This window comes from Halorhodospira sp. M38 (genome assembly GCF_022227985.1).
Taxonomy (GTDB): Bacteria; Pseudomonadota; Gammaproteobacteria; order Nitrococcales; family Halorhodospiraceae; genus Halorhodospira; species Halorhodospira halophila_A.
Genome location: NZ_JAJNQP010000016.1, coordinates 38,950 through 58,676 on the forward strand (window position 1 = coordinate 38,950; position 19,727 = coordinate 58,676).

A 19,727-nucleotide genomic window follows, 5' to 3' on the forward strand; every position below is an offset into this window, starting at 1 on the left:
CCGCTCAGGCGTGCTCGGGACACTTGAGGCTATGCACCGCCTCGCTGCCGTCATCGATCCGCACGGCCGTCAGCGTATTGCCCCACTGGCAGCCCGTGTCGATGCTCAGCACCCCGTGGTCATTGTGGAAGCCAAGCAGCGACCAATGCCCGGTCACCAGCTTCACCGGATCCGGCGAGGCGCGCAGCCGCCTCCGGGCGACAAACCATGGGTAGTGCCCCTCTGGGGCACGGTCGGGTCGACCCTTCTCGCGCAGCAGCAGCCGACCCTGACCGTCGACGAAGCGCATGCGCATGAAGGCGTTGGTGATGAAGCGCAGCCGGTCGTAGCCCTCGAGCTCGTCGGACCACTCGATGGGCCGGTTGCCGTAGATGTTGTCCATCAGGTCGTCGAGGGGGATGTCGCCGCGCAGGGCCCGCTCCAGCTCGTGGGCGCGCAGCTTCGCCTCGGCCACGCTCCAGGCCGGCGGCAGGCCGGCGTGGGCCATGGCGTAGCCCAGGCTCTCGTCGACGTGCATCAGCGGCCGGCGCCGCAGCCACTCGATCAGCTCATCGACGTCCGGGGCATCCAAAGTGCCGCGCAGGGTATCGGCGTTCTTCAGCCGGCCGTGGCCACTCCAGACCGACATCAGGTGGATGTCGTGGTTGCCGAGGACGGTGATCGCCCGATCGCCGAGCTCGTTGCGCACCAAGCGCAGCACACCGAGCGAGTCCGGGCCACGGTTGACCAGATCGCCCACGAACCAGATCGTGTCCTGCGCCGGATCGAAGCGGATCTGCTCCAGTAGTCGCTTGAGCGGGTCGCAGCATCCCTGGATGTCACCGATCGCGTACGTGGCCAATGGCAGCCTCCTTCCTCTGCATGACGCCTACGGGATCTCGGCGGGTCAGGGTCTCACGTCCCGGCGGCGGCCTGCAGCTTTTTCTCCAGGGCCTCGAGCAGGGCCCGGTGGGCCTGGACGAAGGCATCGATTCCCTCGCGCTCAAGTTCGGCGAGGACACCGTCGAGGTCGATGCCCTGCGCCCGCAGCTCGTCGAGCACCGCGGGCGCCTGCTCGAGCCGCTCGGTGATCCGCTCCTGCGGCTGGCCGTCCCGGCGGTATGCCTCGTAGGTGGCCGGCGGCAAGGTGGTGACGGTCTCCGGGCCGGCAAGCGCCTCGACATAGTAGGTCTCCGGGTAGCGCTCGCCCTTGACCCCGGTGCTAGCCCAGAGCAGCCGCTGGGGCCGCGCTCCGGCCTCGGCCAGGGCGGCGAAGCCGGCGCCGTGGAAGATCTCCCGATAGACCGAGTAGGCGGTCCGCGCGTTGGCGATGGCCGCCTGCCCGGGCGGCACGGGCGCCGACGCATCGTCCGACAACAGCGGATCGATCTTGGCGTCGAGGCGGCTGATGAACAGGCTCGCCACCGACGCCGGCGCGGAGACCGGATCCCCGGCCTGACGGCGCCGCTCAAGGGCGCGCACGTACGCCTCGGCCACCTGCCGGTAGCGCTCGACCCCGAAGATCAGGGTCACGTTCACCGGTATGCCCCGGACCGTCAGCTCCTCGAAGGCCTCCACGCCGGCCGAGGTGGCGGGGACTTTGATCATGACGTTGGGCTCGCCGGCCTCGGCGGAGAGGCGCAGAGCCTCCGTGACTGTGCCGCGCGCATCCCCGGCCAGATCCGGTGACACCTCCATGCTGACGTAGCCGTCGACGCCGTCGCTGGCCTCATAAACCCGACGCAGGACCCGCGCCGCGGCGCGGATGTCGTCCATGGCCAGCGCCTCGAAGACCGCTTCCGGGTCACGGCCGACCTGCCCCATCGCCTTGGTGATGGCCTGGTCGTAGGCGTCGGTGCCACCGATCGCCTTCTGGAAGATGGCCGGATTGGTGGTCACGCCGCTCAGCCCGTCCTCCCGGACCAGGCGCTCCAGCTCCTCCGGCAGCATGCCGCGATGGATGTTGTCGTACCAGACGCTCTGCCCGACGCCGGCCAGCCCTCGAAGCGGATTGTCCGTCATGACCCCTCTCAATGCCTTAGTTTATCTGATGGTTGGATCAGTATAACGAGGGGGTCCGGGGACGGAAACCGCGGAACGGCCGGCACCCGCCGCCCTCACGATGGGCCCCGCTAGCCGCTATAATGAGCGGTTTATCACCCATCCGTGGAGAGGCTCATGCCTACGCGATCCCGGACGGCGGCGCTGGTGCTGCTCGCCCTGCTGATCCTCGCCGGTGGCTGCGGCCAGAAGGCCGATCTCTACCTCCCCGACGAAAGCGGCGAAGAGGACCCGTCATGACGCACCCCGGCTTCACCCGACACGATGACCGCCTGTGGGTGGAATCACTGCCCCTCGACGAGGTGGCCGAGCGTTACGGCACCCCCTGTTACGTCTACTCCCGCGCCGCTATCGAGGCGCGCTGGAATCGCTACCGCACCGCCCTCGGCAGCGATGCCGATATCTGCTACGCAGTCAAGGCCAACGGCAACCTCGGCCTGCTCAATCTGCTCGCCCGCCACGGCGCCGGCTTCGACATCGTCTCGGGCGGCGAACTGGAACGGGTCCTGCGCGCCGGCGGGGAAGCCGCGCGGGTGGTCTTCTCCGGCGTTGGCAAGGGCACCGACGAGATCCGCCGCGCGCTGCGCGCCGGCATCCGCTGCTTCAACGTGGAGTCCGCCGCCGAGCTCGAACGCATCGCCGGCGTCGCGGAGGCCGAGGGCACCCCGGCGCCGGTGGCCCTGCGGGTCAACCCCGACGTCAACCCCGAGACCCACCCCTACATCGCCACCGGACTGGCACAGAGCAAGTTCGGGATCGCCCTCGACGAGGCAGAAGCCCTCTATCGGCAGGCGGCCGACGACCCACACCTGCAGGTACGCGGCATCGCCTGCCACATCGGCTCGCAACTGCTCTCGGTGGCTCCCCTGACCGAGGCCGCCGAGCGGCTGGCGGCACTGGCGCGCCGTCTGCAGGAGCAGGGGATCGTCCTGGACCACGTCGACGCCGGCGGGGGGCTCGGGGTGCACTACGTCGATGAGCGGCCACCGAGCCCGGCGGAGCACATCGAGGCCGTCACGGCGCCGCTGCGGGATCTCGGGGTAGCGGTTCTGGTCGAGCCGGGCAGGGCCATCGTCGCCGAGGCCGGCGTCCTAGTCACGCGCGTCGAGTATCTCAAACAAAACGGAGGCAGGGAGTTCGCCATCGTCGACGCCGGCATGAACGACTACCTGCGCCCGGCGCTCTACGACGCCGCCCACACCGTCGAGTCCATCGCCCCGAAGAGCGCGCACTGCCGCCCGGTGGATGTGGTCGGACCGGTGTGCGAGTCCGCAGATACCTTCGCCCGCGATTGCCCGCTGCCGGCCGCCGCCGGCGGTCTGCTGGCCATCCGCAGCGCCGGCGCCTACGGCGCCGTCATGGCTTCAGCGTATAACGCCCGGCCTCGGCCGCCGGAGGTACTCGTCGACGGTCCCCGGAGCCATCTGATCCGCCGCCGTGAGACCCTCGACGAGCTGATGACCGGGGAAGCGCTGCTACCGGAGGACTGAAGCCGTGCGCTTTACCAAGATGGAGGCGCTGGGCAACGACTTCGTCGTCCTCGACGGCGTCCGCCAGCGCCTGGAGCTGACCACCGAGACCATCCGCAGCCTGGCCGACCGCCGGCTCGGCGTCGGCTGTGACCAGCTGCTGGTCGCCGAGCCGCCGGCGCACGTCGCCGCCGACGTCCGCTACCGGATCTTCAACGCCGACGGCGGCGAGGTCGAGCATTGCGGCAATGGCGTCCGCTGTCTGGCCCGCTTCCTAATCGACGAGGGGCTGGCCGCGCCGGGGGTGCTGCGGATCGAGACGGACGGCCGGATCACCGAGGCGGAGCCCCGCGACGACGGCCAGGTGAGCGTCGACATGGGTCCACCGGAACTCGAGCCCGCACGGATCCCGTTCCAGGCGCCGGTGAGGCAGGAGGCGTACCGGCTGGCCACTAGCAGCGGTGAGCGGACCATCGGTGCGGTCTCGTTGGGCAACCCGCACGCCGTCCTCCGCGTCGACGACGTCGACACCGCCGCCGTGGCCGAGCTTGGGGCCGAGATCGAGCGGCACGCGCGCTTCCCGCGGCGGGTCAACGTCGGCTTCATGGAGGTCTGCAGCCGCGATCGGATCCGTCTGCGTGTCTTCGAGCGCGGCGTCGGCGAGACGCCGGCCTGCGGCACCGGGGCGTGTGCCGCCGTGGTCGCCGGCCGCCTGCGCGACTGGCTCGACACCACGGTGACCGTGGAGCTGACCGGCGGAGTGCTCGTGATACACTGGCGCGGTCCCGGGCGCTCGGTGTGGATGACCGGCCCGGCACGCACCGTTTTCCGCGGCGAGATCGAGCTACCCGCCTCCGCCGCGGTGACGCCCCGGGGACCGACCCGCTAAGCAAGCAGGACGAACGGTGTGACAGAGAGCGCGAAGCGTGAAGAGGCCCCGCTGCTCGACGAGGCCGAGGTGGCCGCCTACCTGGTCGAACACCCCGACCTGCTGCACCGCCACCCCGAGGTTCTCGCGCGGCTCGAACTCCGCCACGACTGCGGCGATGCCACCTCGCTGATCGAACACCAGGTCCGGGTCCTGCGCGAGGAGAGTGCGGGGCTGCGCCGGCGTCTCGACGACATGGTCCGGGTGGCCCGGCAGAACGAGGGAACCGCCGAACGGCTCCACGAGCTGACCCTGGACCTGTTCGCCGCCGACGACCTGCAGGCGGCGGTCGAGGCCCTGCGTGCCGGACTGCGCGAGGGTTTCCAGGCCGATGCCGTCGGTCTGCTGCTCATCGCCCCTGAGCAGGGCAGTGCCGCGGCGCGCGAGCCCCTCCCCGAGTTGCTCGGCGACGGCGACCCGACGCTGACCTGCTTCAGGCCCCTGCTCGAGCGCGGCCGCCCCAGCTGCGGGGCACCCACCGACGCCCAGGCCCGGACCATCTTTCCGGACACCGAGACAACCGTGGCCAGTGCCGCACTGGTACCGATGATCGACGAGCGTGCCGTGGGCGTGCTCGGCATCGGCAGCAGCGATCCCCAGCGCTACCACCCGGGCCAGGGCACGGTCTTCCTGCGCCGGCTCGGTACCACCGCGGCGCGCGTATTCGACCGGCTCCTGCACCGGGGGTAGCCTTGGACCTTAGCTGGCTGGAGCGGTTCGACCGCCACCTGGCCACGGAGCGCCGCCTGGCTGAACCGACACGGCAGCGCTACCGCCAGGATCTGGAGGCCTTCGCCGCCTATTGCGCCGAGCAGGACCTCTCCAGCTGGTCCGCCGTGAATCACGACGTGGTCCGTGCCTGGGTCGCCCGCGGCCGCCGTCGCGGCCTGGCCGGCCGCACCCTGGGCCGGCAGCTGGCCGCGCTGCGCAGCTTCTATCGCTTCCTGATCCGGGAAGGGGCGGCCGCCGCGGACCCGGCCGCCGAGGTGCGTCCGCCACAGACCCCGCGGCGCCTGCCCGGCACCCTCGACCCGGACGAGGCGGCCGGACTGCTCGACGGCGCCGACTTCGAGCACCCGCTCCAGGCCCGCGACGCCGCGCTCTACGAGCTCATCTACTCCAGCGGGCTGCGCCTCTCCGAGGTGGTCGGGCTGAACGTGATGGACATCGACCGGCGCGACGGGCTGGTCCGCGTGCTGCGCGGCAAGGGCGCCAAGGACCGGGTGGTGCCGGTCGGACGCCAAGCCCTGCGAGCCCTCGACGCCTGGCTCCGCCACCGACCGGCTTGGGCGGACGCCGAGGAGACCGCCGTGTTCGTCGGCCGCCACGGTGCGCGGCTGGGTCCGCGCACCGTGCAGCGCCGGCTCCAGCGCCTGGCCCGACTGCGCGGGGTCCAACGGCGGGTCCACCCGCACATGCTCCGCCACTCCTTCGCCACACACATGCTCGAGTCCAGCGGCGACCTGCGCGCCGTCCAGGAGCTGCTCGGGCACGCCGACATCTCCACCACCCAGATCTACACGCACCTCGACTTCCAGCACCTGGCCCAGGTCTACGACCGCGCCCACCCCCGGGCCCGGCGGCGCCGGGACCCGGATCCGGAGTGAACCGCGGGCTCGGTGCCACGGCAGCGTCGACCCGCGGGCGATGCTCTCGGGTACAATGAGCGGCGCGAACACTCAGGAGGCCGATCTTGGAAACACTGCACGGCACCACCATCCTCGCCGTCCGCCGCGAGGGGCAGGTCGCCCTCGGCGGCGACGGACAGGTCACCCTCGGGCACACGGTGCTCAAGGGCAACGCGCGCAAGGTCCGCCGGCTCTACCACGGCCGGGTTCTGGCCGGTTTTGCCGGCGCCACGGCGGACGCATTCACACTGTTCGAGCGCTTCGAGGCGCAGCTTGAGAAGCACCACGGGCAACTGGCCCGCTCCGCCGTCGAGCTGGCCAAGGAGTGGCGCTCGGACCGCGTCCTGCGCCGCCTGGAGGCCCTGCTCGTGGTCGCCAACACCGAATCCCTACTGACGCTCTCCGGTACCGGCGACGTCATCGAGCCGGAGCACGACCTGATGGCCGTCGGCTCCGGCGGTCCCTACGCCCAGGCCGCCGGCCGGGCCCTGCTCGAGTCCACCGAATTGCCCGCGGCCCAGATCACCCAGCGGGCGCTGGAGATCGCCGGCGATATCTGCGTCTATACCAACCGCCACATCACCGTGGAGACGCTGCCCGAGACCCGTGAGGAGTCGTAACGACATGTCGGAAGCCACGATGACCCCGCGCGAGATCGTCCAGGAGCTGGACAAGCACATCGTCGGCCAGGGCGAGGCGAAGCGCGCCGTGGCCATCGCCCTGCGCAATCGCTGGCGGCGCATGCAGGTCGACGAGCCGCTGCGCAGCGAGATCACCCCCAAGAACATCCTCATGATCGGCCCCACTGGCGTCGGCAAGACCGAGATCGCCCGCCGGCTGGCACGGTTGGCGCGGGCGCCGTTCATCAAGATCGAGGCGACCAAGTTCACCGAGGTCGGCTATGTCGGCCGCGACGTCGAGTCGATCATCCGCGACCTCACCGACCTGGCCCTGAAGCTGGTTCGCGAAGAGGCCATGGCCGAGATGCGCCACAAGGCCGATCGGGCCGTTGAGGACCGCCTGCTCGACACCCTGCTGCCCGGGCCCAGCGGCGGCGGACCCGAGGACGTAGAGAACCGCACCCGGGAGAAGTTCCGGCAGAAGCTGCGCAACGGCGAACTCGACGACCGCGAGATCGAGGTCGAGGTCCAGGCCAGCGGGCCCGGCGTGGACATCATGGCTCCGCCGGGGATGGAGGAGATGTCCAACCAGCTCCAGGGGCTGTTCCGCAACATGGGCCAGGAGCGGACCCAGCGGCGCAAGCTAACCGTCGCCGAGGCCAAACGGGTGCTGCGGGACGAGGAAGCCGCCAAACTGGTCAACGAGGAAGAGGTCAAGGCCGAGGCCGTCAAGCGGGTCGAGGAGCAGGGCATCGTCTTCCTCGATGAGGTCGACAAGGTCACCAAGCGCGCCGAGCAGAGCGGCGGCGGGGACGTCTCCCGCGAGGGCGTCCAGCGCGACCTGCTGCCGCTGGTCGAGGGCGCCACGGTCTCCACCAAGCACGGCATGGTGCGTACCGACCATATCCTGTTCATCGCCTCCGGCGCCTTCCACGTTGCCAAGCCCTCGGATCTGATCCCGGAGCTCCAGGGGCGCCTGCCCATCCGCGTTGAACTGGAGGCCCTGGGCACCGAAGAGTTCGTGCGCATCCTCACCGAGCCGAGCAGCTCGCTGGTGGCGCAGTACCGGGCCCTGATGGCCGCCGAGGGATTGACCCTGGAATTCACCGACGACGGCGTGCGCCGCATCGCCGAGATCGCCCGTCAGGTCAACGAGCGAACCGAGAACATCGGCGCCCGGCGCCTGCACACCGTGATGGAACGCCTGCTCGAGCAGCTCTCCTACGAGGCGGCGGACCACAGCGGCCAGACCCGCACCGTCGATGCGGCCTATGTGGAAGAGCACTTGGCCGGCCTGGCCGAGGACGAGGACCTGAGTCGGTACATCCTGTGACCGGCCCATCCGAGACAACCCGCAGGGGCGGGTAGGGGGAGGACAGCGTGAGCGACGACAAGACCACCCACTTCGGCTACCGCGAGGTCCCGCTGGAGGAGAAGGCCAAGCGGGTCGGCTCGGTTTTCGATTCGGTGGCGGACCGCTACGACTTCATGAACGACCTGATGTCCGGCGGCCTGCACCGGATCTGGAAGCGCCAGACCATCGGCCAGACCCTCCTGCGCCCGGGCCACGAGGTCCTGGACATCGCCTCGGGCACCGGCGACCTGGCCAGCCTAGCGCTGCCCCGCGTCGGTCCCGAAGGCCGCGTGGTCATGAGCGACATCAACCTCTCCATGCTCGCCCGCGGGCGGGATCGGCTGATCGACGAGGGGGTCGGGGATCAGGCGGCCTGCGTCCTCGCCGACGCCGAGGAACTGCCCTTCCCCGATGACACCTTCGATCGGGTGACCATCGGCTTCGGGTTGCGCAACGTCACCCGCAAGGAGAACGCCCTGGCCGAGATGCGCCGGGTGCTGCGCCCCGGCGGGCGGGCGGTGATCCTCGAGTTCTCCCACGTCTACGTCTCGGCGCTGCGTCCGTTCTACGATCTCTACTCCTTCCGCATCATGCCGATGATGGGCAAGCTGGTGGTCAACGACTCGGAGAGCTACCGCTACCTGGCCGAGTCGATCCGCATGCATCCCGAGGCCCCGGCGCTCAAGGGCATGATGGAGGAGGCCGGCTTCGAGGATTGCGATTACACCCTGCTCACCGCCGGTGTCGCCGCCATCCATACGGGCTGGGTCTACTGAGAAAGGCACCGACGCCATGCTCGACGCCCTGATCAACCGTTGGATCCACCTGGATCCCGATGCCGCCGAGTTGCTCACGCCACTCGTCGGCCGGCGGGTGCGTCTGAGCGTTGAAGGGTTCCCGCAGCTGGTGATGCGCTTCTCCGAGTCCGGGGTGGCGCTGTGCGGCAGCGGCGCCGAATCCGACGAAGAGACCGACGCCGAGATCATCGCCAGCCGCGAGGCACTGACGGCGCTACTGAGTCAGGGCAGCGACGCCGTGGGACGACTGCGCATCCGCGGTGAGGTGACGGTGGTCGAGCACCTGCGCAACCTGTTCAGCGGCCTGCGCCCGGACTGGGAGGAACCGCTGGCGCGCCTGCTCGGCGACCCATTGGCACAGTGGAGCGCCGACACCCTGCGCAACGCAGGCCGCTGGCTCAACGACAGCGCGCAGCAGAGCGCCACCGACCTCGGCGAGTGGCTGGCCGAGGAGTCCGGCCTAGTGCCGGAGCCCGAGCGCGCCCGCGCCTTCCTGGAAGACGTGGACCGCCTGCGCGCTGACACCGACCGCCTCGCCGTACGCATCCAGCGGCTGGAACGAGGGCGCTGATGATCGGACCGCGTCGCCTGTTGCGCCTGACCCGGATCCAGCTGGTGATGCTCCGCAACGGCGTCGACGACGTCGTGTTGGCGGCCCCCATCTTCCGCCCGCTGCGCTTTCTGGTCATCTTCATGCCCTGGCGCTGGGTACGGCGCAAGGTCCCCCGCGGGGTGCGCGTCCGGCGTGCCCTAGAGGAGCTGGGACCGATCTTCGTCAAGCTCGGGCAGATCCTGTCGACGCGCCAGGACTTGCTCCCGGCCGACGTTGCCCGTGAGCTGGCGCGGCTACAGGATCGCGTACCGCCGTTCCCCCATGAGGATGCCCGGCGCATCGTCGAGCGGACCTACGGTTGCCCCATCCAGGACGTCTTCGCCCACTTCGAAGACACCCCCATCGCCTCGGCCTCTATCGCCCAGGTCCACGGCGCGCAGCTGCACGACGGCAGCGAGGTGGTGGTCAAGGTGGTACGCCCGGGCATCCCGGCGGTCATCCGCCGCGACCTGGACCTGCTACATACCGCCGCCGCCCTGGCCGAGCGCTACGTACCCGACGCACGACGTCTGCACCCGGTGGACGTCATCCGCGAGTTCGAGAAGAACCTCTACGACGAGCTCGACCTCATGCGCGAGGCGGCCAACGCCTCGCAGCTGCGGCGCAACTTCGAGAACTCGGAGCTGCTCTACGTGCCAGCCGTCTACTGGCGCTACACCGGGCGCAACGTAATGGTCATGGAGCGGGTGCACGGGTTGCCGATCAGCGACATCGAGGCCCTCAAGGCCCACGGCATCGACCTCAAGAAGCTCGCCGAGCGCGGCACCGAGATCTTCTTTACCCAGGTCTTCCGCGACAGCTTCTTCCACGCGGACATGCACCCGGGCAACATCTTCGTCGACCCCACGCGGCCCACCGAGCCGCGTTACATCGCGATCGACTTCGGCATCATGGGTTCGCTGGCACCGACGGACCACCACTACCTGGCCGGTAACTTCATGGCCTTCTTCAACCGGGACTACCGGCGGGTGGCCGAATTGCACGTCGAGTCGGGATGGGTCCCGGCGGGTACCCGGGTCGAGGAGTTCGAGGCCGCCATCCGCACCGTCTGCGAACCGGCCTTCGCCCGCCCGCTGCACGAGATCTCCTTCGCCCAGCTGCTGCTGCGGCTGTTCCAGACCGGCCGGCGCTTCAACATGGAGGTGCAGCCGCAGCTGGTGCTGCTGCAGAAGACCCTGCTCAACATCGAGGGGCTGGGTCGCAACCTCTACCCCGATCTGGACCTTTGGACCACGGCCAAACCATTCCTGGAGCGCTGGATGCGCGAGGAGCTGGGCCCGGCGGCAGCGCTGCGCAACATCCGCAAACAGCTGCCGGAGTGGGGGGACAAGCTACCGGAGCTGCCCAACCGAATCGACCGCGGGCTGGACGACCTGGCCAGCATGCGCGCGGAACTCCACCGCCACTGCCAGGAGATGGAACAGCTGCGTCGGGAGGTCGACCGGGGCAACCGACGGGTCTACGCCGCCATCGCCGGGGCTGCGCTGATCATCGCCGCCGTGCTCAGCCACACCGGCGAGGGGACGCCCGAGGCCTGGGCCGATGTGCCCCCGGCCACCTGGGGCCTGGGCGGACTGGGGCTGATGGCTTTGGTTCTGGCCCTGGCGGGGGGGGGGGGGGGGGCCCCCCCCCCCGGGGGGGGGGGGGGGGGGGGGGGGGCCCGGGGGGGGGGGGGGTTCCCCCCCCACGGCCGAGCAACTCAGTAGCGCTGGTGTGAGAGCGGACGCTGCAGGGTACCCTCAACCTCGGCCGCCTTCTCGTCACCGTAGACAACCTCGATCAGGCGCAAGGCGAAGTCCATCGCCGTCCCCGGCCCGCGCGAGGTGATCAGGTTGTCGTCGATGACCACCGCGCTATCCTCCGGCTCAATGCCGTGGCGCTCGAGCTGGGTCGGGAAGGCAGTGGCCCGGCGCCCCTGCAGGACGCCTGCCTCGGCAAGCACGCGCGGGGCAGCGCAGATCGCCGCGATCCAGCCGTCGCTCTCATTCTGCGCCTGCAGCATGCGGACGATGCGGGCGTCACTCTCCAGCCGCTCGGCGCCGCCCAGTCCGCCGGGCAGCACGATCAGGTCGAAGCTCTCCTCGGCAACGCGGTCCAGGTCGGTATCCGGGACCAATTGCACGCCGCGACTGGCGCGCACCGTTCCCGATTCCAGGCCGGCGACCACCACTTCGGCTCCGGCCCGGCGCAGTAGGTCGATCACCGTGACCGCCTCCAGCTCCTCACAGCCTTCGGCCAGCGGAACCAGAACTCGTACACTCATCGTCGATCTCCCTTGATTGGATCGGTGGCCGGTTCATCAACCAGCTCGCCGGCGGGGACGAGAGTCACACCCCGCTCGCGCAGTCCGGGCAATTCCTCCTCCAGCAGATCCAGGGTCTCGGGGTAGGGATGGCCGATGGCGATCACCCCCTGACCCTGTTGCGCCAGGGCCACGAAACGCTCGAACTGCTCGGCGATCACATCGGCATCGCGCTGCGGGTCCAAGAAGACGTGGCGCACGGCGTTATCCACGCCCTGCTCATCGGCCATCCGCTGAGCCACCGAGCGCGCCGAGGTACGACTGTCGATGAAGTACAGATCGTCGCGCGCCGCCAGTTCCTCCATCAACCACGTCATGTGCCCGGGGTGGCGCGTGATGAGGCTGCCCATGTGGTTGTTGACGCCGGCGGCGTGGGGAACCGCCTCCAAGGCACGGGCCACAGTCTCGCGCACCTGCACCTCGTCCATATCGAGGAACAACGCACCGGGGCCAGGATCGGCCCCGTTCTTTGCCTCCATGGGAAGGTGCAGCATCACCTCGCGACCGCGCTCATGGGCGCGCTCGGCCAGGTATCGGCCGTGGGGGGTGTGCGGCAACACCGAGAGCGTCACCCCCGCATCCAGGTCAATGGCGCGCCGCCCCGCGGCCCGGTCGTCGCCGACGTCGTCGATGATCAGCGCCGCCGGCTGGCCGGCCGGCGTCTCCGCCCGCGGTTCGGGGAACGACATCCAGTCTGTGCCCGCCGGCCCATGCGCGGCGAGCGGCGCACCCCAGACCGCCAGGACGCCGGCCGCGAAGAACCCTCGATAACCCTTCGCCATGCTCAACGCCCCTCGAACACGCGCAGCCCCTTGAGCAGGTTCAGTGCCTCGCTCAACACGTAATCGTCCTGAGCCAGCGCCGCCGCCTCCTCGGCATCATCGGCGTCCTCCGGGACATCGAGCAGCTCTGCCTCGTCGCGCTCCTGCGCCTCGGCCAGGCGCAGATCCTCGACGACGATATCCGGCTGGATGCCCTCATCCTGGATCGAGCGGCCCCGCGGGGTGTAGTAGCGAGCCGTGGTCAGCTTCATGGCGGCGCCATCAAGCGGCAGCACGCTTTGCACCGAGCCCTTGCCGAAGCTGGCCCGTCCCATCACCACCGCGCGCTGGTGATCCTGCAGCGCCCCGGCCACGATCTCGGAGCCCGACGCGGAGCCGCGGTTGATCAGCACCACCAGGGGCGCGCCCAGGCTTCGATCCGCCGGCGTGGCGTCAAAGCTCATACGCGCCTGGCGCATGCGCCCCTCGGTGTAGACGATCCGGCCCTCGGTCAGGAAGGCGTCGGCCACGGCCACCGCCGGATCCAGCACCCCGCCCGGGTTGTTGCGCAGATCGAGGATCAGGCCGTGGAGGCCGCCGCCGGCCTCCTCAAGCAGGCCATCGAGGGCGCGGAAAAGATCACTGGCGGTGCGCTCCTGGAACTGGCTGATGCGCACGTAGCCGTAACCCGGCTCGAGCATCCGGGCACGCACGCTCTCGACCTGAATGGTGTCGCGCTCCAGCTCGAAGGTTCGGGTCTGCCCCTCATCCTCCGAGCGGCGGATGGTTACCTCCACCACGCTGCCCGGCTCACCGCGCAGACGCTGGACCACCTCGTTGAGGCTGGCGCCGCCGAGCGCCTCGCCGTCGATCCGCAGCAGCACGTCCCCGGCCTGCAGGCCCGCGCGGCTCGCCGGGGTGTCATCAATGGGGGCGACCACCCGGATCTCATCGTCCTGGCGGCTGAGCTCCAGGCCGACCCCGCCGAACTCGCCGCGGGTGCCCTCGCGTAGCTGCTCGAGTTCCTGCCCATCGAGGTAGCTCGAGTGCGCATCCAGCTCCGAGAGCATGCCGCGGATGGCCGCCCGGAACAGGTCGGCATCCTCGACCTCGTCCACGTAATCGCGCTTGATGCGACTGTAGACCTCGGTGAGCAGTTCCAGCTCGGCCATCGGCAGATCGTCGTCGGCCTCCGCCGGCCGATCCGCGGCGGCGCTGCCGATCAGCAAGGCGAGCAGGGCGGTGGCCAGGGTCAGCGTCCAGGATCGCATCGCAGCTCCTTCATTGGGCGGTCCGCCTCAGCGAAGCCAGTCCAGCGGGTTGCGTGGCTCCGCGCCCTCGCGGATCTCGAAGTACAGGCCGGGCTCACGACGGGTTCCGCTGTTGCCCACGGTAGCGACCAGGTCACCGGCCTCGACCCACTCGCCGACGTCAACATAGAGCGACTCGGTGTGGCCGTAGAGCGTCAGATGGCCATCGCCGTGGTCAATGATGGCCAGCAGCCCCAGACCGCGCAACCAATCACTGAAGACCACCCGCCCCGGGGCCACCGCATGGACCTCCTCGCCGGTCTGCGCGGCGATCACCACGCCGGTGCGCTGCAGGCCCCCACCACGGGCCTCCCCGAACTCCTCGGCCACCTCGCCCCCCACCGGCCACGGCAGGCTCCCCCGTGCCTCGCTCAGGGCCTCGAAGTCGGCCGCCTCGTCCGGCACATCGGCCAGGCGCTGGCGCAGATCCTCAAGCAGCGATTCCTGCTCGGCCACCTCGGCCTCAAGGGACTCGGCCTCCGCGCCGCGCTCGGCGATCCGCGCCTCCAGCTGCTCGCGCCGGGCATCGCGCTCGGCGCGTTGCTCGGCCAGGGCCTGGCGCTCTTCGCGCGTCGCCTGCTCCAGGCGTTCAAGCTCGGTCAGTTCGGTGCGGAGCTCCTCGCGCAGGGCCGCCAGACTTTGCAGTTCCGCCATGGCCGCCTCGATGTGCCCGGCCCGCGCCTCGTTGAAGTAGTCGTGGTAGACCAGCAGACGCTGGACTGCGGCCGGGTCCTGCTGGTTGAGCAGCAGGCGCAGGGGATCGTCGCCACCACTGACATAGGCAGCAACGATCTGCGCGGCGAGGGTCTCGCGGTGGCGGCCGAGGCGCTCGGCCTCCGCCTCGTAGTCCTCGCGCAGCTCCGCCACCCGCTCGCGGGCATGGGCGCGCTCCTCACGCAGGCGTTCCAACTCGCGGGCCGCCTCCGAGACCACCCGCTCCAGCCGCGACAGCTCCTCCTCGACCTCGTCGCGCGCGGCCCGATCCGCCGCAAGCTGCTCCTGGATCGTCTCGAGATCGTCGCGCAGGGCCTCGAGCTGCTCGCGCTCGCTTTCGTAATCCGCCGACGACGCACCGGCGAGCGCCATCAGTACGACACCCATCGCCAGACCTGTGCGCGGTCGCCTTGCGGCCATGCCCTTCTCCACTGCCTTACCACGGATCGCCCATGGTAGCGCGATCACGCCGTCCGGACCTGCAGGCACCGCGGACGGCTGGTATCATCCCCGCCTTGATCCCGGTGACAGAGGCACGGCAGCGTCCATGCAGGAATTCCTCGAATTCGCACAAAACAATTGGGGCCTGGTGCTGGCCTTCGTGCTGATCCTCGGCTGGTGGATCGGCGGAGAGCTCTTCCACTGGTACAGCGGCGTAAAGATGATCGACGCCGAGACCGCCACGCGAATGTACAATCGTGAGTCGGCCCGGTTCATCGACATGCGCCCGCGCAAGGAGTTCGACGGCGGGCACCTGCCCGGCGCCTTTAGCCTGCCCGAGGCCGAGTTCGATCAGCTGATCGACAAGCTGCGCAAAGAGGCCGACGGTGATCCGCCGCTGATCGTCTACGATGATCAGGGGCCGCAGGCGGCACGGGTCGGACGCAAGCTGCGCAAGGCCGGGTTCTCCCGCGTCTACCGGCTCAAGCACGGGCTGCGGGCCTGGCAGGGCAGCGGGTACCCGATGGAGAACGTCAAGAAGGGGTAAGGGACGATGGCAGAGAACAACGGCAACGGCAGCACCGGCGCCACCGACGCGGGTCAGCGGCAGCGCTTCCAGATCGCCAAGATGTACCTGCGCGATGTCTCCTTCGAGGCGCCGAGCGCCCCGGAGGCCTTCCGCGACGAGTGGAAACCGCAGCTGGACGTGGAGCTGGGCACCCGCCACCAACCACTGGGCGAAAACACCTACGACGTGGTCCTGACCGTCACCGTGACCGCGCGCAACAACGAGCGCACCGCCTACCTCTGCGAGGTCAAGCAGGGCGGGGTGTTCCGCCTCGAGGGCTTCCCTGAGGCCGATATGGAGCGGGTGCTCGGTGCCTACTGCCCCGCGCAGCTCTTCCCCTTCGCGCGCGAGGCGATCAACGACCTGGTGGTCAAGGGCGGATTCCCGCAGCTGCTTCTGGCCCCGGTCAATTTCGAGTCGCTCTACCAGCAGCAGAAGCAGCGCCGTGAGCAGGGCAACGCCGACAGCGCCCCGGCCGGCGAGCAGGACGGGGGGAGGGCGTAACGCCGTGGCGACCATCGCGGTACTGGGCGCCGGGGCCTGGGGCACCGCCCTGGCCTCGGTGCTGGGTCGCAATGGCCACGCGGTTCAGCTTTGGACCCGCGACGCCGAGCACGCCGCGGCGATCAACGCCGAGCGGGTCAACCGCCGCCATCTCCCCGACTGTCCGCTGCCGCAGAGCCTCGCTGCTACGGCCGATCTGGACACGGCCCTCGCCGGTACCGAGTGGCTGCTGATCGCCGTCCCCAGCAGCGCCTTCCGCGGCCTGATCGAGCGCCTTGCGCCCTATCGCCCCGGCAAGGTGGTCTGGGCCACCAAGGGGCTCGAATCGGAGTCCGGCGGCTTCCTGCACGGCGTCGTCGAGGGCTTCCTCGACCCGACCCCCGCTATGGCGGTCATCTCCGGGCCGAGCTTTGCCGCCGAGGTTGGACGCGGCCTGCCCACCGCGATCACCGTAGCGGCCACCGACTCGGACCTGGCCGCCGAGGTCGTCCACGCCTTCCACAACGACCGCTTCCGGCCTTACTCGAGCACCGACATGATCGGCGTCGAGCTCGGCGGGGCGGTGAAGAACGTGCTCGCCGTGGCGACCGGCGTCAGCGACGGACTCGGGCTCGGCGCCAACGCCCGCGCCGCCCTCGTCACCCGGGGGCTGGCCGAGATCTCGCGCCTGGGCGCCGCCCTCGGCGCCGATCCACAGACGCTCATCGGTCTGGCCGGGATGGGGGATCTGCTGCTGACCTGCACCGACGATCAGTCGCGCAACCGGCGCTTCGGCTTCGCCCTGGGGCAGGGGGCCGACGTGGATCGTGCGCTGGCCTCGGTGGGTAGCACCGTCGAAGGCGCACGCACCGCCGCCGAGCTGCACACCCTGGCGGCACGGCACGGGGTGGAGATGCCGATCTGCAACATGGTCTACCGGGTCGTCGGCGGGGATACCCCGCTTGAGCAGGCCGTACGCGAACTCATGGAACGAACGCCCAAGGCGGAGTTCGATGACTGAGGGGCCACCGCCGAGTCAGTCCATGCCGAGTTCCTTGATCTTGCGCGTCAGCGTATTCCGCCCCCAGCCGAGCAGGCGCGCCGCTTCCTGACGGTGGCCGCCGCTGCGGCTCAGCGCGGCACGGATCAGGGCGCGCTCGAAGCGCGGCAGGGCCTCGTCGAGCAGGTGATCCCCGCCACCGTCCAGGGCCTGCTCGGCCCAGCGGGCCAGCGCTGTCTCCCAGTCCCCGCCATCCGCCGCCCCGCCGTCACCACCGCCAGTGCTGCGCGCCCCGCGCAGGTCCGCCGGCAAGTCCTCAGGGACGATCTCCTGGCCGCTGGCCATCACCGTCAACCAGCGGCAGGTATTCTCCAGCTGCCGGACGTTGCCCGGCCAATCGAGCTGCATCAGCTCGCGCTCGACGTCCGGATGCAGCGCCTTCGGATCAACGTTGAGTTCGCGCGCAGCGGCCGCCAGGAAACGCCGCGCCAGCGCAGGAATGTCCTCGCGCCGCTCGCGCAGCGGCGGCAGCTGGATGCGGATTACGTTCAGGCGGTGGTAGAGATCCTCGCGGAAACGCCCCTCGGCCACGCGCTGCTCCAGATCCTGGTGGGTGGCCGCGATGATGCGCACGTCCACCTTCATCGCAGTGTGGGCGCCCACCCGATAGAACTCCCCGTCGGCAAGCACCCGCAGCAGGCGGGTCTGCAGGTCAGCCGGCATGTCGCCGATCTCGTCGAGGAACAGGGTGCCGCCATCGGCCTGCTCGAAGCGTCCGCGCCGGGTCTGCTGCGCCCCGGTGAACGCGCCCTTCTCATGACCGAAGAGTTCCGACTCCATCAGGTCGTGGGGGATCGCGGCCATGTTCAGGGCCACGAAGGGCCCGCCGGCGCGCGGACTGTGCCGGTGCAGCGCACGCGCCACCAACTCCTTGCCGCTGCCCGATTCACCGGTGAGCAGTACCGTCACGCTTGAGCGGGACAGCCGGCCGATGGCCCGGAAGACCTCCTGCATCGCCGGCGCCTCGCCGAGGATGTCGGCCGAGCCCTCGGTACTGGCTTCCGCGGCCGAACCCCTGCGCCGACTCGCCACAGCGCGGCCAGCCAGATCCACCGCCTCGTCCACGTCGAACGGCTTGGGCAGATACTCAAAGGCGCCGCCCTCGTAGGAGCTGACCGCCGCATCCAGGTCCGAGTAGGCGGTAATCACGATCACCGGCAGCTGCGGCGAGGTGCTCTGTACCCGCTGCAGCAGATCGTGACCGCCGATTCCGGGCATGCGCAGGTCGGTGATCAGCACGTCGGGCTCTTCCCGGTACAGCGCCTCCAGCGCCGCGTCGCCGCTCTCGAAGGTGTGGACCCCAAAGCCGGCGCGGCGCAGCGCCTTCTCCAGCACCCAGCGGATGGAACGGTCGTCGTCCACCACCCATACCTGCGATTCGGCCTCAGTCATTTTCCGTCTCCATGGGCAGCCAGATGGTGAACACCGTACGCCCCGGCTCGCTAACGCACTCGATCAGACCACCGAGGCGACTGATCAAGCTCTGGGCGATGGGCAGGCCCAGGCCCGTGCCCTCGGGGCGCGAGGTGACCATCGGATAGAAGATCTGCTCCTGCTGATCCAGGGGAATCCCCGGTCCGTCGTCGATGATGTCGATGCGGGCCACCAGGCGGTGGGGCTTGTCGGCGATGGTGAACTGGCGCTGTGTGCGCGTGCGCAGGGTGATGGTGCCACCCGGGCCGGCAGCCTGACGGGCGTTGCGCACCAAGTTGAGCACCGCCTGGACCAGATGGTTGTGCTCGGCGCTGACCGGCGGGATGCTGGGATCGTAGTCGCGCTGAAGCACAATCGGGCCACCATCCTCGCGATTCTCGGCGTCCTCGGCGATGACCAGGGAACGGACGCGCTCGAGGACCTCGTGGATGTTCACCCACTCCGCCCGCGCCGGCGCATTGGGGCCGAGCAGGGCATCAACCAGCTGCTGCAGGCGGTCGGCCTCGCGGATGATCACCTGCGTATACTCGCGCTGATCGCGCTCGGGCAGCTCCGCCTCGAGCAGCTGCGCCGCGCCGCGCAGGCCACCGAGCGGATTCTTGATCTCGTGCGCCAGCCCACGTATGAGCTCTTGCACGGCTCGATTCTGCGACAGCAGGTGCTGCTCGCGCGTGATCCGGGCGTGCCGGTCAACCTCGGCGATCTCGATGAGCACCCGATGCGCCGAGAGCGGCGTGATGGTGCAGTCGACGGTCACCGGGTGATCGTCGCGCACTGGAAGGCGGCGCTCGCGCTGGGTGTAGGCACCGCCAGTGCGCTGGGTCTGGCGGATGAGTCCCTCGAGCAGCTCCGCACCGCGCAGGGCCGAGGCAAGGGGCTGGCCCAGCACCTGCCGACTGCTAACCCGGAACAACGTCTCGGCGGCGTGGTTAACGTGGAGGATGCGCACCTGATCATCCACCAACAGCACGGCGGTCGTCAGTTCCTCGAGGATCTGCGAGTGGTCGCGCTCTTGTTCGTCCATGTCCATCCCTGTGCAAAGGGCGGGCCACCCCGACGGTCCCGCGTGGACCCGGTGCGGATGCGCCCATGATCAGGCAACCATTGCACCATCCTAGTGCAATGCAATAAAAAAGGGCGGCAGCCATCCGGCCCCGCCCCATGGATGCAGCATCCGCCCGAAGGGCTCAGACGCTGTAGTACAT

At 69.7% G+C, this 19,727-nt stretch carries 21 protein-coding genes; 13 read left to right on the forward strand and 8 right to left on the reverse strand.

Annotated features, from left to right (window positions below; translation table 11 throughout):
• Nucleotides 1–4: 4 nt before the first annotated feature.
• Entirely contained in the window at nt 5–841 is an 837-nt protein-coding gene (locus LRA98_RS09805) for a symmetrical bis(5'-nucleosyl)-tetraphosphatase (protein WP_201170136.1), read from the reverse strand.
• A 53-nt stretch (nt 842–894) separates the two neighbouring features.
• Nucleotides 895–2,001, reverse strand: coding sequence for a transaldolase (gene tal / locus LRA98_RS09810; protein WP_238633648.1), 1,107 nt, complete (start codon nt 1,999–2,001; stop codon nt 895–897).
• Nucleotides 2,002–2,157: 156 nt separating this feature from the next.
• Between tal and lptM the strand changes: the two genes are divergently transcribed.
• The 10 genes from lptM (at nt 2,158) to ubiB (ending at nt 11,155) form a co-directional block, all read left to right on the forward strand.
• A complete protein-coding gene (gene lptM / locus LRA98_RS09815; RefSeq protein WP_201170142.1) occupies nt 2,158–2,280 on the forward strand; it encodes an LPS translocon maturation chaperone LptM in 123 nt (40 codons plus the stop codon).
• A complete protein-coding gene (lysA, locus tag LRA98_RS09820) occupies nt 2,277–3,530 on the forward strand; it encodes a diaminopimelate decarboxylase (protein WP_238633649.1) in 1,254 nt (417 codons plus the stop codon). The genes lptM and lysA overlap by 4 nt, the downstream gene beginning before the upstream one ends.
• 19 nt (nt 3,531–3,549) lie before the next feature.
• Nucleotides 3,550–4,398 carry a diaminopimelate epimerase gene (gene dapF, locus LRA98_RS09825; RefSeq protein WP_207189768.1) on the forward strand — a complete coding sequence of 283 codons (849 nt, stop codon included), beginning with the start codon at nt 3,550–3,552 and terminating at the stop codon, nt 4,396–4,398.
• A gap of 18 nt (nt 4,399–4,416) precedes the next feature.
• Complete coding sequence (locus LRA98_RS09830) at nt 4,417–5,127, forward strand: DUF484 family protein (RefSeq protein WP_201170151.1); 711 nt, start codon at nt 4,417–4,419, stop codon at nt 5,125–5,127.
• Nucleotides 5,128–5,129: 2 nt separating this feature from the next.
• Complete coding sequence (gene xerC, locus LRA98_RS09835; protein WP_201170154.1) at nt 5,130–6,044, forward strand: tyrosine recombinase XerC; 915 nt, start codon at nt 5,130–5,132, stop codon at nt 6,042–6,044.
• A gap of 86 nt (nt 6,045–6,130) precedes the next feature.
• Entirely contained in the window at nt 6,131–6,685 is a 555-nt protein-coding gene (gene hslV, locus LRA98_RS09840) for an ATP-dependent protease subunit HslV (protein ID WP_201170157.1), read from the forward strand.
• 4 nt (nt 6,686–6,689) lie between these two features.
• Nucleotides 6,690–8,018, forward strand: a complete 1,329-nt coding sequence (gene hslU / locus LRA98_RS09845; RefSeq protein WP_201170160.1) for an ATP-dependent protease ATPase subunit HslU — start codon at nt 6,690–6,692, stop codon at nt 8,016–8,018.
• 47 nt (nt 8,019–8,065) lie between these two features.
• The gene (locus LRA98_RS09850; protein WP_238633650.1) at nt 8,066–8,815 is read left to right on the forward strand and encodes a class I SAM-dependent methyltransferase; all 750 of its coding nucleotides are present in this window, start codon (nt 8,066–8,068) and stop codon (nt 8,813–8,815) included.
• Nucleotides 8,816–8,831: 16 nt separating this feature from the next.
• Nucleotides 8,832–9,407, forward strand: a complete 576-nt coding sequence (locus LRA98_RS09855) for a ubiquinone biosynthesis accessory factor UbiJ (protein ID WP_238633651.1) — start codon at nt 8,832–8,834, stop codon at nt 9,405–9,407.
• Nucleotides 9,407–11,155 carry a ubiquinone biosynthesis regulatory protein kinase UbiB gene (gene ubiB, locus LRA98_RS09860; protein ID WP_238640836.1) on the forward strand — a complete coding sequence of 583 codons (1,749 nt, stop codon included), beginning with the start codon at nt 9,407–9,409 and terminating at the stop codon, nt 11,153–11,155. Before LRA98_RS09855 ends, ubiB begins: the two co-directional genes overlap by 1 nt.
• Here the strand turns inward: ubiB and LRA98_RS09865 are convergent.
• The 4 genes from LRA98_RS09865 to LRA98_RS09880 are packed head-to-tail and all read right to left on the reverse strand — an operon-like array spanning nt 11,149 to nt 14,956.
• The gene (locus LRA98_RS09865; RefSeq protein WP_201170168.1) at nt 11,149–11,712 is read right to left on the reverse strand and encodes a DJ-1 family glyoxalase III; all 564 of its coding nucleotides are present in this window, start codon (nt 11,710–11,712) and stop codon (nt 11,149–11,151) included. The two genes, ubiB and LRA98_RS09865, sit on opposite strands and share 7 nt — an antisense overlap.
• The gene (locus LRA98_RS09870) at nt 11,709–12,533 is read right to left on the reverse strand and encodes a divergent polysaccharide deacetylase family protein (protein ID WP_201170170.1); all 825 of its coding nucleotides are present in this window, start codon (nt 12,531–12,533) and stop codon (nt 11,709–11,711) included. Before LRA98_RS09870 ends, LRA98_RS09865 begins: the two co-directional genes overlap by 4 nt.
• Nucleotides 12,534–12,535: 2 nt before the next feature.
• A complete protein-coding gene (locus LRA98_RS09875) occupies nt 12,536–13,783 on the reverse strand; it encodes a S41 family peptidase (RefSeq protein WP_238634163.1) in 1,248 nt (415 codons plus the stop codon).
• Between the two features lie 27 nt (nt 13,784–13,810).
• Nucleotides 13,811–14,956 carry a murein hydrolase activator EnvC family protein gene (locus LRA98_RS09880; RefSeq protein ID WP_238634162.1) on the reverse strand — a complete coding sequence of 382 codons (1,146 nt, stop codon included), beginning with the start codon at nt 14,954–14,956 and terminating at the stop codon, nt 13,811–13,813.
• A 127-nt stretch (nt 14,957–15,083) separates the two neighbouring features.
• On the opposite strand from LRA98_RS09880, the gene LRA98_RS09885 reads away from it, so the two are divergent.
• The 3 genes from LRA98_RS09885 to LRA98_RS09895 are packed head-to-tail and all read left to right on the forward strand — an operon-like array spanning nt 15,084 to nt 17,049.
• Nucleotides 15,084–15,524, forward strand: a complete 441-nt coding sequence (locus tag LRA98_RS09885) for a rhodanese-like domain-containing protein (protein WP_201170178.1) — start codon at nt 15,084–15,086, stop codon at nt 15,522–15,524.
• A 6-nt stretch (nt 15,525–15,530) separates the two neighbouring features.
• Nucleotides 15,531–16,049 (forward strand): protein-export chaperone SecB, encoded by a 519-nt coding sequence (secB, locus tag LRA98_RS09890; RefSeq protein ID WP_201170181.1) that lies wholly within the window; start codon nt 15,531–15,533, stop codon nt 16,047–16,049.
• A gap of 4 nt (nt 16,050–16,053) precedes the next feature.
• Complete coding sequence (locus LRA98_RS09895; RefSeq protein ID WP_238634161.1) at nt 16,054–17,049, forward strand: NAD(P)H-dependent glycerol-3-phosphate dehydrogenase; 996 nt, start codon at nt 16,054–16,056, stop codon at nt 17,047–17,049.
• A 15-nt stretch (nt 17,050–17,064) separates the two neighbouring features.
• On the opposite strand, the gene glnG is transcribed toward LRA98_RS09895, so the two are convergent.
• Together glnG and glnL are read right to left on the reverse strand one after the other, a co-directional pair.
• Nucleotides 17,065–18,480, reverse strand: a complete 1,416-nt coding sequence (glnG, locus tag LRA98_RS09900; protein ID WP_201170186.1) for a nitrogen regulation protein NR(I) — start codon at nt 18,478–18,480, stop codon at nt 17,065–17,067.
• Nucleotides 18,473–19,546, reverse strand: coding sequence for a nitrogen regulation protein NR(II) (gene glnL, locus LRA98_RS09905; RefSeq protein ID WP_238634160.1), 1,074 nt, complete (start codon nt 19,544–19,546; stop codon nt 18,473–18,475). The genes glnG and glnL overlap by 8 nt, the downstream gene beginning before the upstream one ends.
• Between the last annotated feature and the right edge of the window lie 181 nt (nt 19,547–19,727).

What these genes read in the sequence shown, in the direction of transcription:
- LRA98_RS09875 (WP_238634163.1), bottom strand. Translation starts at nt 13,783, where the DNA reads ATGCGATCCTGGACGCTGACCCTGGCCACCGCCCTGCTCGCCTTGCTG.
- tal (WP_238633648.1), bottom strand. Translation starts at nt 2,001, where the DNA reads ATGACGGACAATCCGCTTCGAGGGCTGGCCGGCGTCGGGCAGAGCGTC.
- LRA98_RS09880 (WP_238634162.1), bottom strand. Translation starts at nt 14,956, where the DNA reads ATGGCCGCAAGGCGACCGCGCACAGGTCTGGCGATGGGTGTCGTACTG.
- lysA (WP_238633649.1), top strand. Translation starts at nt 2,277, where the DNA reads ATGACGCACCCCGGCTTCACCCGACACGATGACCGCCTGTGGGTGGAA.
- secB (WP_201170181.1), top strand. Translation starts at nt 15,531, where the DNA reads ATGGCAGAGAACAACGGCAACGGCAGCACCGGCGCCACCGACGCGGGT.
- hslU (WP_201170160.1), top strand. Translation starts at nt 6,690, where the DNA reads ATGTCGGAAGCCACGATGACCCCGCGCGAGATCGTCCAGGAGCTGGAC.
- LRA98_RS09865 (WP_201170168.1), bottom strand. Translation starts at nt 11,712, where the DNA reads ATGAGTGTACGAGTTCTGGTTCCGCTGGCCGAAGGCTGTGAGGAGCTG.
- LRA98_RS09885 (WP_201170178.1), top strand. Translation starts at nt 15,084, where the DNA reads ATGCAGGAATTCCTCGAATTCGCACAAAACAATTGGGGCCTGGTGCTG.
- LRA98_RS09870 (WP_201170170.1), bottom strand. Translation starts at nt 12,533, where the DNA reads ATGGCGAAGGGTTATCGAGGGTTCTTCGCGGCCGGCGTCCTGGCGGTC.
- lptM (WP_201170142.1), top strand. Translation starts at nt 2,158, where the DNA reads ATGCCTACGCGATCCCGGACGGCGGCGCTGGTGCTGCTCGCCCTGCTG.
- ubiB (WP_238640836.1), top strand. Translation starts at nt 9,407, where the DNA reads ATGATCGGACCGCGTCGCCTGTTGCGCCTGACCCGGATCCAGCTGGTG.
- dapF (WP_207189768.1), top strand. Translation starts at nt 3,550, where the DNA reads ATGGAGGCGCTGGGCAACGACTTCGTCGTCCTCGACGGCGTCCGCCAG.
- glnL (WP_238634160.1), bottom strand. Translation starts at nt 19,546, where the DNA reads ATGGACGAACAAGAGCGCGACCACTCGCAGATCCTCGAGGAACTGACG.
- glnG (WP_201170186.1), bottom strand. Translation starts at nt 18,480, where the DNA reads ATGACTGAGGCCGAATCGCAGGTATGGGTGGTGGACGACGACCGTTCC.
- LRA98_RS09855 (WP_238633651.1), top strand. Translation starts at nt 8,832, where the DNA reads ATGCTCGACGCCCTGATCAACCGTTGGATCCACCTGGATCCCGATGCC.